Source organism: Phyllobacterium pellucidum (genome assembly GCF_013327855.1).
In the GTDB taxonomy this organism is placed as follows: domain Bacteria; phylum Pseudomonadota; class Alphaproteobacteria; order Rhizobiales; family Rhizobiaceae; genus Phyllobacterium; species Phyllobacterium pellucidum.
In genome coordinates, this window is the sequence record NZ_JABUMX010000007.1 from 61,347 (window position 1) to 75,590 (window position 14,244).

The window sequence follows — 14,244 nt, forward strand, 5'->3', positions numbered from 1 at the left end:
TTTCTTCGAGTCGCTCGAGCAGCTCTTTGAACCTGCCATTTGTTGGAAGAGGCGGGGCACTCGCACTACGCACAACATCTTGGAAACCACGCTGTAAGACCTGGTCTCTTATGTTTTTGCGGCGCTTTTCCTCATCGTCGGTCAATGATCTCGTCCCTCTAAGCGCATAAGAGATACGGCGAATACAGGTTCCATAGCGAGTAGGGAATTTGATTGATTCGAATTTTGCCCGTTCCGGCCCTACATTTCCGGCCATGTATGAAGATGGCCTGCTGTCGGCGCCTTTGCCGATTCCTTCCGTAACCTCTTCCCTCACCTTGATATTTTTTCTGCCCCCTCTAGTGCTGGGCGCGTAAAGGCTTTAGCGTCCGGGCTCCCCTTATCTCCCTCATAACAAGAGACGATCCATGGCCGAGTCTTCCCCGTTTGCCCGGTTTATTGCCTTTGTCAGCAGAGGCATTGCTGCCATTCGACATTCTGGGGATGGCGAGCGAGCGCCTGTCTATGGCACAGCGCCGGCCATTCCGGAGGCCAAGCCGCAAGGGAGGATACCGACGTTGAAGATGCCGACGGCGAAGGGCTGGGAAGGCGAGCATAAGCCGACGGCCGCCGCGGGGCTAAAGGTCAATGCCTTTGCGCGCGGCCTGGTGCATCCCCGCAACATATATGTGCTGCCCAATGGCGACGTGCTCGTGGCTGAATCGATGGGCGAGACAGGAAATCCACGCACCTTCTTCGACCATGCCATGTTGGCCACTATGCAGAGGGCGCGCGCTTCGGGCGATAGCCCCAACCGTGTGACCCTGCTGCGCGATGCCGACGGCGACGGGGTGGCTGAGGAAAGTCACGCCTATATCGAGAACGTGCGGCAGCCCTTTGGCATCGCGCTCGTCGGGGAGACGCTTTATGTCGGTGCCAGCGACGCGCTTCTGGCCTATCCTTACGAGGCGGGCGCGACCAGAATCTCCAAACCATCCAGAAAGCTAATGGATCTGGTGCCCGGCGGGCATTGGACGCGCAATCTGATTGCCAGCAAGGATGGCACCAAGCTTTACGTGGCCGTGGGGTCTTTGAGCAATATCGCCGACGCGGGCATGGCCGCCGAAGAAAACCGCGCCTGCATTCACGAATATGACCTCACATCGGGGCGGTCCCGCATTTTTGCGGGTGGACTGCGCAATCCCGTGGGCATGGCCTGGGAGCCCGAGAAAGGGATGCTTTGGACAGTCGTCAATGAGCGTGACGGGCTCGGCGATGAAACGCCGCCTGACTATCTGACATCGGTGAGCGACGGCGGGTTTTACGGCTGGCCCTATTGCTATTGGAACCGGGTGGTGGACGATCGGGTGCCGCAGGATCCCGCCAAAGTGGCCTTGGCGCTGCAGCCCGATTATGCGCTGGGCGGTCATACGGCATCGCTAGGTCTTTGCTGGCTACCCGAGAGCACACTGCCGGGCTTTCCGCCGGGCATGGCCATCGGTCAGCACGGATCCTGGAACCGCTCGAAGCTCTCGGGCTACAAGCTGGCATTCGTCGCCTTCGAGAAGGGCAAGCCCGTGGGAATGCCACGAGATATTCTCACCGATTTCCTGTCGCCGGATGAGAAATATTCCTATGGCCGCCCGGTCGGAGTGGCGCTGGCGGCAGACGGCGCTGTGTTGATGGCGGACGATGTGGGCGACGTCATCTGGCGCGTTAAAGGCGCGGAGTGACAACGAAACCTTCCCCGGTGTTTGAACGCATTCGCCCTGATACTACATTCGGCATTCGGCCTAGGATGCGCGCATCAGAGAATCCCTCAATCTGCCAGCATGTAATCTGCCACGCTGTAGCAATGGCTCGCCTGATAGGCGTTCCGCCCCCGGTTCATATGCGTAAGGTTGAACGTGCGAATGGCGCTCACCACGCGGCGGCTGGCAAGGAACTGTCGAGTCGAGACAGAGCCGTGCACATTGATGCCGAAAATGTCCGCACCACGCGGGAAGAAATAACTGACATGCTCCGGCATCGTGACACTTTGCTCGAGAAAGGGTTCGTCCACTCGGCTCGGCGTGGCTGAACGATCTGTGGTGAAATCCGAAAGATGCACGATGAATCTGGCGCGGATGTCTTCGCCGTGGGCATAGAGCGTGAAAAGCTCCATCCAGCTTGCATTGACGCGTACGAGCGGCTTATCCGAAGTTGACGGCAGACAGGAAACCGACCAGTAGTAGCGCTCGGTCCTGCGCGGTATCGGAATGCAGTTTGCACCGTAGAGTCCGAGAAGCGCCAGTACTTCCCCTGCTTGCGGGCGACCAAGGAGCTTCTCAAAGCGGGCGACATATTTGAAGCGCTGTTCCAAGGACTCCGAGCGGTCGCTCGTGTCTGGCAAGTCAATCTTGCCCGCTATCCAGTCGCGCTGCTGTTCAAGGTCAAGGAATTGCCGCACGCCAACGGTTCTCGGGCTTGAGGTCGCACCCATATCAGACGTCCTGCGAAATTCGTCTGCGCGTCATCGTGTTCCCATCACGTATGCGACCTAGGCGAAGGCTAAGACGCGGGTTCGGTGACGAAGGGCATGATATCCACGCCGTCTCCTGGAAAGACGGTGAAATGCGGGTGGTTCTCGAAGAGACGGGCGGCCGCCTCGATCGTCTCGGCCTCAACGACGATATAGCCGCAGAAAGGATTCACGGCGCCGGCGATGCCATCCTTTGTCACGCGCGTCGTCTTGCCAACCATGCCGCCACGATCGGGAAACGAGGCTGCGTTTCTCGCCTCCCAGTCCGTCCACTGCTTAAACCCGACGGTATCGATCGCGTCCTGCTCCTGTTTGGGCAGGCTGCGAAAGCGGGCGACATCTTCGGGCTTCATGGTGTAGACGGCGAGAAAGCGGGGCATGTGGCGCGCTCTTCGTGGTGGCGAATGGTATCCGAGCCTAGCCTCTCCGCTGCTCGAAGTCACGCCGCATTTCGCAACGTTTGGGTGCCCGCCCATCTGGTTCACCATCGTGAAGTCCGCTTGCGCAAAAGCAGAACATCCTTCATCACGCAAGACGGTCGCCTGCGGACAACCGCTCGTATAGGCTCATTGACCAATTTCCCGATAAGCAGAGCAGATAATGAACCCACGCCAACTGAAAACTTTCCTAACGGTCGCACGGCTTGGCAACCTCACCCGCGCCGCCAAGGAATCGAACCTTGCGCAATCAAGCCTCAGCGACCAGATGCAGGCACTCGAGGCGGAATTGGGCGTTCAACTTTTCGAGCGCTCTCGGTTGGGCGTAATCCTGACATCCTCGGGTGAGGTACTAAGGGCCTATGCCGAGGAGATCATGGCGTTGAACGACGAGGCGAAGGCGGCAATTCGCGCCGCCGCGCAACTACAGGAATCTGCGCTTAGGATCGGCACGCTCGAGACGATTGCGGCCGAAAAGCTCGCCGTCTTTCTCTCGCGCTTTCGGCACGTGAACCCCAATATCGACCTGACACTGAAAATCGGGGGCAGCGGTGAACTGCAGCGCCAACTCGAAGAAGGCTCGATCGACATGGCAATCACTTTCGATCGCGGCCTTCGCGACGAACGTTTCGTCAAGCGCCTGCTTTCGCGCGAACCACTGGCGTTGATAGCGGGCGGTAATTCTAAAGCCGCTGCGCCCGAGAAGCTTGAGGATCTCATCCACCTGCCCTTCATCGCTACCGAAACGGGCTGTGTCTACCGCCACCTCTTCGATCGGGCATTTGCCGACGCCGGCATCGCGGCGCCGCGGATCGCCACACAGGCCGACAGTATCGCGACGATCATGAAGCTTGTTGCATCCGGCGCCGGCTATGGCGTCGTGCCCCGCCTCGCGCTCGGCACGGATGCGAAGCAGGGCAACATAAGGATAATGCCTTGGCCAGGTGCTACCCCCACCACCTCGCTTATCATGGCTTGGCGGCGGCGGCGCATCCAGCCGGCGGCACTCTCGCTGCTACTTGCTGCGGCGAGCCAGGATCTGGGTTCGCTCAGATCAGTCGATGTCCGCCCTCGACATGCAGTATAGAACCCGTAGTAAAGCCGTTGCCGATTAGGAAACGGATCGCATCGGCAATATCCTCTGGCTGACCGACACGGCCCGCCGGCAGGCGTTTTGCCATCGCCTCCAATGTTGCCTGCTTGGCCTCACCCGCAAAGAAACTCCAGATAGGCGTATCGACCCATCCGGGAGACACGGCATTGATGCGCACCGGCGCAAGCTCCACCGCGAGCGCCCGCACCAAGCCTTCCAGGGCCGCATTGACGGCTGCAACGACCGAACCGCGCGCTGCCGGTCGATATGCCGCCACACCGGATGTGTAGGTGATCGAACCCGAAGGTGGCAGGCTTGGTGCACCGTATTTCGCCAGCAGCAAAGGCCCGTAAAGCTTGCTCTCTACCACCCGTTGCGCCGCCGATATCTGCAAGTCCGGCAGAAGCTGGTAGGCGCCCTCGATATCCGCCGCGGTACTGACGATGTGGTCAACTGGACCGCGATCCAGGAAGAAGGCGGCTATTGCCTCTTCGCGCGATATATCAAGGATCGCGGTCGACAGCCCGGAATGATTACCGAGTTCCCGCTGCGCCGCCGCCAGTTTTTCTCCACTTCGGCCGGCAATCGTCACACGCGCTCCTTCTGCAAGCAACCGCCGCGCCACCGCTAGGCCCATGCCCGAACTGCCACCAACAACGATAATTTCTGCGTCTTCGATTTTGATATGAGTCATCTCTCGTCTCCTTGCTCGCTGCAAGAGATGCACAGCGCGGTGCGCAAAGAAAAACGGAAGAAACCGATGGGATCACCGCTTTTTCCGATGACAGAGACGGGATAAAATTTTGTCCCTGCCCGATCACAAATCCTTCAGAGTTTACCAACACCTCAACGTACTTAACCGCCAAATTGAATCACGGCATGCGCGTGATTTGCGCATCCAGAGTTCCGGTATTTCTGGTCGCGGTGCTGCCGTGCGAGTGATCTAGCATCAATTCCCAAAACGACTGCTCTGCCTGGATAGTTCGTCGGCGAGCGGTAAATGCACCGTTCGCGTGTGATCCCAAGAAAATAGGCCATTCTCGCACGGCCTGTCGTCATCCCAGCCAAGATGATTGATGATCGGATAAAGGCAGATGCCTTCCATGGGTACGCCAGCCCGCATGGCGTCATTTATCTCGTCGCCCATATAGGCAAGCCACGACGCGCGCCGGTCGCCTTCTATTCCTGTCTCGGCAACAAATATGGGGCGTCCATAGCGCGCATAAGTCTCGGTAAGAAAATATCGAAACGGCTTATACCGGGAATGGCCCGTGTCTATCGTTTCGCCCCCATACAACCATTGGTTGTTGGAGTAATAATTCACGCCGATAATATCGAGATATCTGTCATCCCCGCCAAGCTGCGGCCAGGCGCGCCCGCACAACATGTCCCATGCCTGGAACTGCGCTTGACGATGGCCTTCGGCAATAGATCGTTCATGAAGACGCGATGGATCATGAGGGATATTGATCACGGGGTCACAGTGAACGAAACGCGCGCGTGCGTCGACCTCCAGAATGGCATCCATCGCAGCAATTGCAGCGCGAGCGAGCTGAACCTTGAGTTCGAAGCCGCGCCTAGTCCCAAATGGATTGAGATAGCCGGCGTCTCCCCCGGCCCATGCAAGGAATGAAATCTCGTTGATTGGAGAATAAAATGGGATTTCGTCGCTCTCGCCACGAATGAGACTGGCGGCAGCTTTTGCAAATCGCGCAAACTTGCCGACGAACTCCGGGCGCCACGGATCGATGTGATCTGGCCAGCCATAATGGAGCAGATCCCATATTACCTGAGTGCCGGAGTTCGCTGCGGCCCGAACCATCGGAAGTGCGCTTGACCAATCGTATTGTCCCGGCGAATTTTCGACGAGATGCCAGCGGAAGCCGTCCCTGACCGTTCGGATGTTGTAACGGGAAACGAGATTATAATCTTGTTCTGCCATCACGTCGTGGCCCGTCGATGCAATCAAGTCAAGACGTTTGCCCGGGGTGCCGGTTTCGGGAGCGCGCAAGCGGTGTGTAGAACACTCGAAGCCCGCCTGCATGAATGAAGCGAATAAACCCGCGCGTATCCCGCACGGTCGCTCGGCGAGGACTTCTCGAAACAGCCGGAGCCACATGGGTACCACTGCTTCGACACTGTATTCGCTTTCTACTCGCCGGCGCAGCGCTGCGCCCGTCTTGATCCGCGCTTCCGGCGAATTTGACAGCATGAGAATTCTTGCCGCAGCCGCCGCCGCGTCATCATGCGGCACAAAAAAGCCCGACGTTCCGTCCTTGATTTGTTGAATGCTGCCATTATCCGCAGTGGCCACCACCGCCAACGACGCCGCCCCCGCTTCAGCGATCACATGCGGCATGCCCTCTCCAGTCGAAAGCCACGCGAAGATATCCATCGCGGCCATCAGGTCGGGAACGTCATCGCGATCCCCAAGAAATGTCAAAACAGTGTCGAGGCCGCGTTGTCGCGCCAGGTGTTTGAGTTCGACTTCGTAATCCGGCATGAAAGCGTCCGGGCCACCCACAACGATGAAGCGTGTTTTCGGATTACTCGAATGCACAATCGCGGCGGCCTCGATGAAGTTCTCCACCTTCTTTTTCCGGTCCAGACGGCCCACCCACCCTATCAGGACATCGTCTTCGCCAAGCTTTAACATCGCGCGGACAGATGACCTTACGCCCGGCCGAAATGCCGTAAGGTCAACCATTGAAGGTATCTCGAGAGCGTGATGCGGCCGCCTTGGCATCTTTGACGCAGCAGCATCGCGAATGGACCGGCAGACACCTACATACCGCGCCGTGAAGTGTTTGGGTCCGGCCAAAGCCTCGGACACTAACCCGCCGTGCTCGATCAGCGGTGGACGCAGATGCAAGCGCTCATACGCAGGATAGATGTCGGCGACGTTTTGGCAGGAAATGACAATGTCATAGTTCGGAATTTTCGACGCGAGATAACCGATGGTGTCTTCGAATGACAGCTCATAAGGTGTTGTGTCGACGTCGATCCCCGCCGCAATAAGCTGGTCGCGCGTCTGCTCCGTCATTCCAGGACTATGAAAGCAAGCAACGACATCTACAACATAACGCTTTGGATCAAGGTGGCGCACAAGAAGGCGCACTTCAGTTTCCTCACCCCCGACGACGAGCCAGGCAAACACGAACAGGAGACGGACCGGGGAAGGTGCGTTCGCGTCAGACATCGGCTTTGAATACCACTTGGATGAAGTCGCGGCGCCGGCTCGAAAGATCGTTCAAAAACTTTGCGCCGTCATCGAATGGGATGATGTCGGTGATCATGTGTTCCAAAATCAGCGATCCCTTACGCTGCAGCATCACGATGGTTTCGCGGGCGAGCCTCCGGCGATCCCACCGGTGCGACAAGCCGCGGGGGACGCGGTTGATCTGCGCACATCGTATATTGAGGCCGTTATGGTGAAATTCTTCTCCGAGGCGCAAGGCTTTCGCGCCGTCCTGGTAAAATGCAAGGTCTATAACAGTTCCCTGCGGACGCAGGGCTTTCAATGCGGTATCGAGGCTTTTTGAATGGGCGCGCGTTTGAAAGACAAAGTCGGCGCCCCTGTCGCTGCCGCCATGGTGCCACGATCGTTTGGCGTGTGCAGACACCTGTTCTTCGCTCATTGCCTCAAATCCCATCGCCTCAGCCTTCGCCCTACGAAACGGTGAAGGATCGGCAACGATGATATCGGCCGCGTGGCAATGGCGGGCGAAGAGCGCAGTCATCAAGCCGACCGTGCCGGCTCCCATTACGATGACTGGACGCCCCTCGATGCCTTGTCCCAGTAGGGCGATATCTTGCCCTGCGGTCTCGGCATCGGCATGCAGGATGCCGTTGGCGGCTATTGGCCCCATTTGGGCAACGAAGATTCCAAGTATAGGCTCGAGACTATCCGGAAGCTTCACCAATAATTCCGAATCCGGATTGGCGATATGTCCGGATTTGTGGCCGTACGTTGTGGCGACAATGTCACCTTCCGTAAAATCAGGCGCTTGCGAACGGGAAATGCGAGCGACCTCCATATATCCGAGGAAGGGAACTGGATAGCGCAAAGCGGGCTCGCCGCAGATAAAGGCGCCCCGGTCGGCATCAAAGCGGCTGTGGAAGAATGGGTTGGTGTTTTTCAGAAACGTGAGCTCGGTCCCCGCTGAAAGGCCACTGAAGAGCGTATCAAGCTGAAGCTGTTCGCCATTTGGCGGTTCTTCCTCATATTCGAAGTAGTAGGCGCGTTCCGGGGCTTCGATACCCAAAGAGCGAATGGACCGACGGTACGACATTGCTTTCGTTCTCCGGCTAAATCGTTACGGTTTGGCAGGTGCGCATCGAATCGCTTATTGCAAGCGCCACACGATGGGTTTGAAGTGCATCCCGGTATCGGCAGCGAATATTGTTGGGTCTTCCTTTTACTGCGTCGATGAAATGGCGATCCTGCAGCAGTACCGGGTCTCCCCCAGCAGTTCGAGAGGGGCGTCCGGCGCCAACGTCAACCATGATGTCGCGCTCGGACAATTCGATTGCCAGTCCGTCTGCGAAGAGGTGCAGCCCGATGCGGTGGCCCCAACGCAACAGGCATGTCGAACTTATGGTGCCAACGGCCCCGGTTGCGAACCTTAGACTTGAGACCGAGGCAGTCGCCACATCGAGACCAGGGAAGTCGGCCCTTTCGAGGTGGTTGGATAGCCCCGAAACCTCGTTGATATCACCCACGAGATAGCGGGCAAGGTCGATGATATGGGTGGCTTGTTCGACAATCTGTCCGCCCGCTGCAGCTTGTTTCCACCACCAGCGCGGCGGAGGCGTCTGATCTAGCCAATAGCCTGCCACCAGTTGCGCCGGGTTACTAATCAGCAGGTTGCGTGCTTCTTCCACTGTATCGAGATATCTCCAGTGATAGCCGACCGCGGTGACAAGGTCTTCGGCAAGGCAAGCGACTTCTTCAGCGGTCTCAATGTCGAGTGACAGTGGCTTTTCGACAAAGAATGGAATTCTGCGCTCTGCAAGCTCCCGCTCGATATCGCCATGCGCAAAGGGCGGAACACAGACAAATGCGGCATCGATCTCGCATTCCGCCAGCATTGCCAGCGCGTCAGGAAAGCCATGCATACCAAAGACACTAGCGGCGCTGTTGGCCCGTTCCAGATCGGGGTCCGCGAGTCCTACCAATTGCACGTCGTCGAAACGGGAAATGATATCAAGGTGGCGCCGGGCAATTCCGCCGGCGCCTATGAACCCGATGCGAACAGTTTCCATGGTTGTCTTTCTCCGGATTGGGGACCCTTGGGGCAGATGCCGCAAGTAGATGCTTGCTGTTTCGGCCGCCATGCGCTCTGCGCTGAACTGCGCGCGGTACCGGCGTCGTGCTGCCTTGGCGGTCGTTTCACCAAGGTCCGGACGGGACAGGGCAAAACACACCATCTCGCCAAGCCCAACTGCGTCAGTCGGGCAAAAGTAGAAAGGATGATCTTCTCCAAGAGCGTCGCAATTCCCACCTACTTTCGAGGCAACGACGGGCACCCCGGCTGCCATCGCCTCAAGCACAACGAGGGGAAGCCCTTCGAAAAGCGAAGGCAAAACAAAAAACTCAGCAATGCTCATCAGATTGCCGATGTCGCTGCGCTGGCCAAGGAAACGCACATGCTTGCTTAGACCCAGATTGTCTGCGAGCGAGCGTATCGCGTCGAGCTGCGGCCCCTCGCCCGCCGCGAGAAGCAGGACATCGGGATGGTTGCGAACAATCGCCGGGAGCGCCTCCATCAGAATTGCATGATTTTTCTGCTGCGTGAATCTTGCCGTTGTCAGCAGCACCCGCGCCCCTTCAAGTTCGAGATCTTCAACTATGCTTTTGGGCGGTCTCGTCGTCTCAAGCGGATAAACGCCGTTGAACACCGTCGTCAGTTTGAGGCCCGCTATTCCGTTTTCGCGGTAGCTTTGCTCCGACGCTTTTGAAACGACAACGATTTGGTCGATATTGGCTATTCCCTCAAAGTAGCGTTCTTTTTGTTCGTCATCCGTAAGGACATACGGCAGATGTTCCGTACGGATCACCGGCAATCCAATGGCAAGGGCCGAGCGGGCAAGATCGTGTCCCTCCCAACCGATGCCGGCGTGAACATGAAGCAGGTCGACGCGAGCCCGCGACAGCCAGGCGGAAAAGTCGCGATCAAGGACTTTTACCGCCATGCCGTATCGCTTTGCACGGGCCATCATCGGCCTGCCGCGGGATAAGCCCGGCAGCGCCAGCGTCATTTTGAAACGATCCGACAGCGCGCGACCCAATGCCAGCATGTGCTCGCCCATGCCGGACGGATCAAGACTATCTGTCGCGAGGACGATGTGGGCTTTCGCGCAATCAAGCATTCGATGCCTGATCGGCGCTTCGCATCTGGTCTACATGTCCGGCCTGCTGCATCAAGCGTTTGAAAGTGGCCAACGCCTGACCCACGACCTGATCCATATTGTAGTATTTGTACGTTCCGAGCCTGCCGACAAAGCTTACATCGGATTGTTGCTTCGCTAACGCTTCATATTGCTTATAGATCGCCTGGTTTTCAGGACGTGGGATCGGATAGTAGGGATCACCATCTGCGCAAGGCGTTTCGTAACAGATACTGGTCTTCGGATGTGACTGGCCGGTGAGATACTTGTATTCGGTTATCCGCGTATAGGGGATGTCTTCGGACGGAAAGTTGATCACGGCCGCATCTTGAAACCGTTCTCTGTCAATTGTCTGGTGAAGGAAATTCAGGCTGCGGTATGGAAGTTTTCCCAAACGAAAGTCGAAGTATTCGTCGATCGGCCCCGTAAATATTGTATGGCTTGCCAGACGGAGGTCCCTCAACTGTTCAAAATCGGTGGCGAGCTCAATCGTAATTCCTGGACGGTCGAGCATATTTTCGAACATTCGTGTGTATCCGTGGAGAGGCATTACCTGAAACGTATCGAGGAAATAACGATCGTCGTCGTTGGTGCGCGTCGGAATGCGGGCTGTGACCGATTTATCAAGTTCCGATGGGTCGAAGCCCCATTGTTTGCGGGTATAGCCCTCAAAAAACAGTTCATAGAGTTCGTCGCCGACTTGAGCCCGCACAACGTCTTTGGCCGTTTGGATCGTCTCTATAGCTTGCGCCTTGCTCAGGAGAAAAGCGGCGGTTTCCGCGTCGGATGAAAGGCGCAAATCATACAGCCGATTGAGCGTGGTGCGGTTGATAGGTACCGGCAATAATTGGCCGTTCACACTGGAAAGCACACGGTGTTCATAAGCTCGCCATTGTGTGAACCGCGAAAGATAGTGGAATATTTCTTCGCTGTTTGTGTGAAATATATGAGGCCCGTATTTGTGAACGAGAAGGCCGTCTTCATTGTAGTAGTCATAGGCGTTGCCGCCGACGTGAGACCGGCGATCCGAAATGAGCACTTGGTGGCCGGCTGACGCCAGCCTTTCGGCCAACACTGAGCCAGCAAACCCCGCACCTACAATCAGATAGTCAAAAGGCGGCTTGCCCGGGTTTGCTATCGAGACGACCCGATTTTCGCGGCGTTTCTCTCCGCCAAGCGGGTGTCCTCTGTGCTCAATCGCCTCCTCTACGATGGCCTGCATACGTTGCTGGATACTGTCCCATGACATTTCGCCCAGACGGGCATCGATCGCGGCAATCCGCCTCGCGTCGCCTTTCGGCAACTTGAGAGCTTTGCGGCAGGCTGCTACGAATTCGCTCGGTGTCGCGGCGGTAAGGACGCCGTCGACATCGCCGTAATGACGAACTACGTCGGTTATTTTCGTGCTGACAACCGGGCGGCCGGAGGCAAGATATTCGGGCGTCTTGGTGGGGCTGATGAACCGCGTCGATTCATTGAGAGCAAATGGCATAAGGGCCACATCCCATCCCGCCAGATAAGCAGGCAACTCAGCATAATCCTTCTGCCCGAGATAATGGATGTTCGGCGCAACGGGCAGCTCAGCTTTGTCGATCTTGGCGACGGGACCTACGAAAACAAAGGAGCATTCGGGAAGCTCCCGCGCTGCAAAGGCAATCAGTTCAAGATCAAGCCGCTCGTCGATGACCCCGTAGAATCCAAGTCGGGGGCCTCCGATAACCGCCTGGTCAACGGGAGTGGAGAGAGGATTTCGTGCCGCCTTGAAGTGATCTGTTTCAACCCCCGACGGAAAGGGATGAATGTTTTCGTGGAGAAGTCGTTTTGACTCGTAAAGGCTAAATCCTCCGGTGAAAACGACGTCAGCGTGGCCTATAAGCAAACGCTCCATATGCTTGAGTTCAGAAGGGGCAAACTTGAAGCTCGCCAACTCATCCATGCAATCATAAACGATCGCCGCACTGTCAACGTGCCGGGCGAATGCAAACATCATCGGCGTATAGAACCAAAGGATGGGTTTGGCCGAACACAGAAGCAGAATTATCTCATCGAGTATCTTCGCCAACGCTGCTTCGCGCCGGGCATTGTCCCAATCTCCGGGTATGCGGGGCCGGATCGATTTGATCGGAGAGTCGTCAAAACTATGGATCTCGAAATATGCCAGGTGATGATCGGTAGGTATGTATTCTTCGAAGAAAAACACCTGCCGTTGGTTGGCGAACCGCTCCATCAAATGCTGGGGGCGCTGTCGAACCGAGTCCCATCGCAAGTGTGAAAAGCAGATTATCGGGCCTTCCAGAACCGGCAACATGTCGGCGGAAAATTGACGGTTCACATTGGACCAAAGCATATTCGCTCCTGTTGGTTGTCTAGGCCTAACGACCGCTTGCTTTCAATGTTCCTGTCGGAGTGAAACTTTCTGTGAGAAGCGATAAGCCCTCGCAACCGTTCGACCGTGTGTTGCCAAGTCCAGTTATTCTGGACCTCGCTCCTCGGTGAAAATTGTTCGGCGCGGCCGAGGATTTCCGTTATCGCCAGATGGAAGCGCTCGGCGGACGCTATCTCCCCGGTGCGCGGCGTGATGTATTGCGTTCCGCAGCACAGTTCCTCATTGGCCAAAACTGGAAGACCCGCCAGCATATACTCGGTCAGGATTGCTGGAGCGCCGTCATCGACCCCGCAAACAACGCCGATCCGGGCGCTGTTCATGAGTCCGTTGACTGCTTCGATCGAGACGCCGGGCGGGCCTATGAAGTCGACATCAATGCCGAGGGAAGTTGCCAGATCCTGTAATTTTTCTGCATCCTCCCCGTAGCCGAAAACACACAATGTACGGAGCGTGCGCGGTAGTCTGGCAAGGGCGTTAAAAAGGATGTCGTGACGCTTGTAAGCCTGTGCGGCAGCTACATAAATGATGTCGTAAAGCTTATCTGCGCCAGTTGGAAAAAACGTGGTATCGGAAGCAAACTCCGGTCCGATTGGCATTATTGCCGTTTCCATGTCCGGATGCCGGCGCGCCACATCTTCCGACTGCCATTCCGCTCCCGTCAGGACGAGGTCGAAGTGCCGGCTAACGGCCTCGGGTATACGCAGAGCCGGAGCGTCGATCGAGTTGTAGATTTTGAAACTCGGGGCACACGCTTCGAGAACAGCTTCACAAACCCCAAGTCCGAGCACGACGAGAATATCTGGCGGTCCAAAGACCTCGAGAAACGCCAGCATGTCGTCAGACATGTAAGGCGTGCCCTCGCCGCTGAGTTGAAACGATCGGCGGATCAATTCATGATCAGTGGGCGACAGCTCATGGTTGCCTTCCGAGCGGGTATGATGCCAAATCTCGGCACGGTCGACGATGCCGGCGTTGATGCAAGCCAGCGGGAGCCGTTGCAGGTACCCGCCCTGCACATCCATAACCCGAGGCTTTACAGACAAGGACGGGGCAGAGCCGTGCCGGTCCCGCCATTTTTTCAGATGGTATTCCTTGGAGTGCTGTTGGTTGGGCCGGCTGTCATCCAGAAAGTCACTGATAACGATCATGGATGTCATTCAACCTCTCCCATTGCGCGCTTTCAGCCGCGAGGAAAGCAAACTGGGAGACTCTCAAGATGTTCCGGCCCCTTACGTTTTGTCCGAAACCGTACGGCATCATCGTCTGATACGTGGGTCCGGCGGTCGCCACCCTCCAATTTTAATTTCCGCCGGAACAATTCCAGGACGGAATTCGGTCACAGGAAAGCAAGACGTTCCGCGACGAAGGACTGCTGCATCAAAGTTGTGCTTAGTCCCCGATCAGAAACCTGAACACGCGCGGAACGGGTTGCTCCTCC

At 57.0% G+C, this 14,244-nt stretch carries 10 protein-coding genes; 2 read left to right on the forward strand and 8 right to left on the reverse strand.

Annotated elements, in window-relative coordinates; all coding sequences use genetic code 11:
• The first annotated feature begins 407 nt into the window (after positions 1-407).
• The gene (locus HQ945_RS20750) at positions 408-1,712 is read left to right on the forward strand and encodes a PQQ-dependent sugar dehydrogenase (RefSeq protein WP_174208459.1); all 1,305 of its coding nucleotides are present in this window, start codon (positions 408-410) and stop codon (positions 1,710-1,712) included.
• Between the two features lie 86 nt (positions 1,713-1,798).
• Here the strand turns inward: HQ945_RS20750 and HQ945_RS20755 are convergent, their stop codons facing one another.
• Both HQ945_RS20755 and HQ945_RS20760 read right to left on the reverse strand, forming a co-directional pair.
• A complete protein-coding gene (locus HQ945_RS20755; protein WP_113282149.1) occupies positions 1,799-2,461 on the reverse strand; it encodes a hypothetical protein in 663 nt (220 codons plus the stop codon).
• Between the two features lie 68 nt (positions 2,462-2,529).
• Positions 2,530-2,880: a hypothetical protein gene (locus HQ945_RS20760; RefSeq protein ID WP_162737289.1), complete on the reverse strand. Its 351-nt coding sequence runs from the start codon at positions 2,878-2,880 to the stop codon at positions 2,530-2,532.
• A gap of 220 nt (positions 2,881-3,100) precedes the next feature.
• Here HQ945_RS20760 and HQ945_RS20765 point away from each other — a divergent pair, with 220 nt between their 5' ends.
• Positions 3,101-4,024: a LysR family transcriptional regulator gene (locus HQ945_RS20765; RefSeq protein WP_091944573.1), complete on the forward strand. Its 924-nt coding sequence runs from the start codon at positions 3,101-3,103 to the stop codon at positions 4,022-4,024.
• On the opposite strand, the gene HQ945_RS20770 is transcribed toward HQ945_RS20765, so the two are convergent.
• The 6 genes from HQ945_RS20770 to HQ945_RS20790 all read right to left on the reverse strand — a co-directional run bounded on the left by HQ945_RS20770 (position 3,987) and on the right by HQ945_RS20790 (position 13,963).
• The gene (locus tag HQ945_RS20770) at positions 3,987-4,724 is read right to left on the reverse strand and encodes an SDR family oxidoreductase (protein ID WP_174208460.1); all 738 of its coding nucleotides are present in this window, start codon (positions 4,722-4,724) and stop codon (positions 3,987-3,989) included. The two genes, HQ945_RS20765 and HQ945_RS20770, sit on opposite strands and share 38 nt — an antisense overlap.
• A gap of 255 nt (positions 4,725-4,979) precedes the next feature.
• Complete coding sequence (locus tag HQ945_RS20775) at positions 4,980-7,229, reverse strand: glycosyltransferase family 4 protein (protein WP_113282150.1); 2,250 nt, start codon at positions 7,227-7,229, stop codon at positions 4,980-4,982.
• Positions 7,222-7,899: a zinc-dependent alcohol dehydrogenase gene (locus HQ945_RS23210; protein WP_425500685.1), complete on the reverse strand. Its 678-nt coding sequence runs from the start codon at positions 7,897-7,899 to the stop codon at positions 7,222-7,224. Before HQ945_RS23210 ends, HQ945_RS20775 begins: the two co-directional genes overlap by 8 nt.
• Before the next feature lie 439 nt (positions 7,900-8,338).
• Entirely contained in the window at positions 8,339-10,402 is a 2,064-nt protein-coding gene (locus tag HQ945_RS23165) for a glycosyltransferase (protein WP_343051290.1), read from the reverse strand.
• Positions 10,395-12,647 (reverse strand): UDP-galactopyranose mutase, encoded by a 2,253-nt coding sequence (gene glf, locus HQ945_RS20785; RefSeq protein ID WP_174208485.1) that lies wholly within the window; start codon positions 12,645-12,647, stop codon positions 10,395-10,397. Before glf ends, HQ945_RS23165 begins: the two co-directional genes overlap by 8 nt.
• 101 nt (positions 12,648-12,748) lie before the next feature.
• On the reverse strand, positions 12,749-13,963 hold the full coding sequence (locus HQ945_RS20790; protein WP_113282152.1) for a glycosyltransferase: 1,215 nt from the start codon (positions 13,961-13,963) through the stop codon (positions 12,749-12,751).
• Positions 13,964-14,244: the final 281 nt, after the last annotated feature.

What these genes read in the sequence shown, in the direction of transcription:
- HQ945_RS20750 (WP_174208459.1), top strand. Translation starts at nt 408, where the DNA reads ATGGCCGAGTCTTCCCCGTTTGCCCGGTTTATTGCCTTTGTCAGCAGA.
- HQ945_RS20755 (WP_113282149.1), bottom strand. Translation starts at nt 2,461, where the DNA reads ATGGGTGCGACCTCAAGCCCGAGAACCGTTGGCGTGCGGCAATTCCTT.
- HQ945_RS20760 (WP_162737289.1), bottom strand. Translation starts at nt 2,880, where the DNA reads ATGCCCCGCTTTCTCGCCGTCTACACCATGAAGCCCGAAGATGTCGCC.
- HQ945_RS20765 (WP_091944573.1), top strand. Translation starts at nt 3,101, where the DNA reads ATGAACCCACGCCAACTGAAAACTTTCCTAACGGTCGCACGGCTTGGC.
- HQ945_RS20770 (WP_174208460.1), bottom strand. Translation starts at nt 4,724, where the DNA reads ATGACTCATATCAAAATCGAAGACGCAGAAATTATCGTTGTTGGTGGC.
- HQ945_RS20775 (WP_113282150.1), bottom strand. Translation starts at nt 7,229, where the DNA reads ATGTCTGACGCGAACGCACCTTCCCCGGTCCGTCTCCTGTTCGTGTTT.
- HQ945_RS23210 (WP_425500685.1), bottom strand. Translation starts at nt 7,899, where the DNA reads ATGGGGCCAATAGCCGCCAACGGCATCCTGCATGCCGATGCCGAGACC.
- HQ945_RS23165 (WP_343051290.1), bottom strand. Translation starts at nt 10,402, where the DNA reads ATGCTTGATTGCGCGAAAGCCCACATCGTCCTCGCGACAGATAGTCTT.
- glf (WP_174208485.1), bottom strand. Translation starts at nt 12,647, where the DNA reads ATGGAGCGGTTCGCCAACCAACGGCAGGTGTTTTTCTTCGAAGAATAC.
- HQ945_RS20790 (WP_113282152.1), bottom strand. Translation starts at nt 13,963, where the DNA reads ATGACATCCATGATCGTTATCAGTGACTTTCTGGATGACAGCCGGCCC.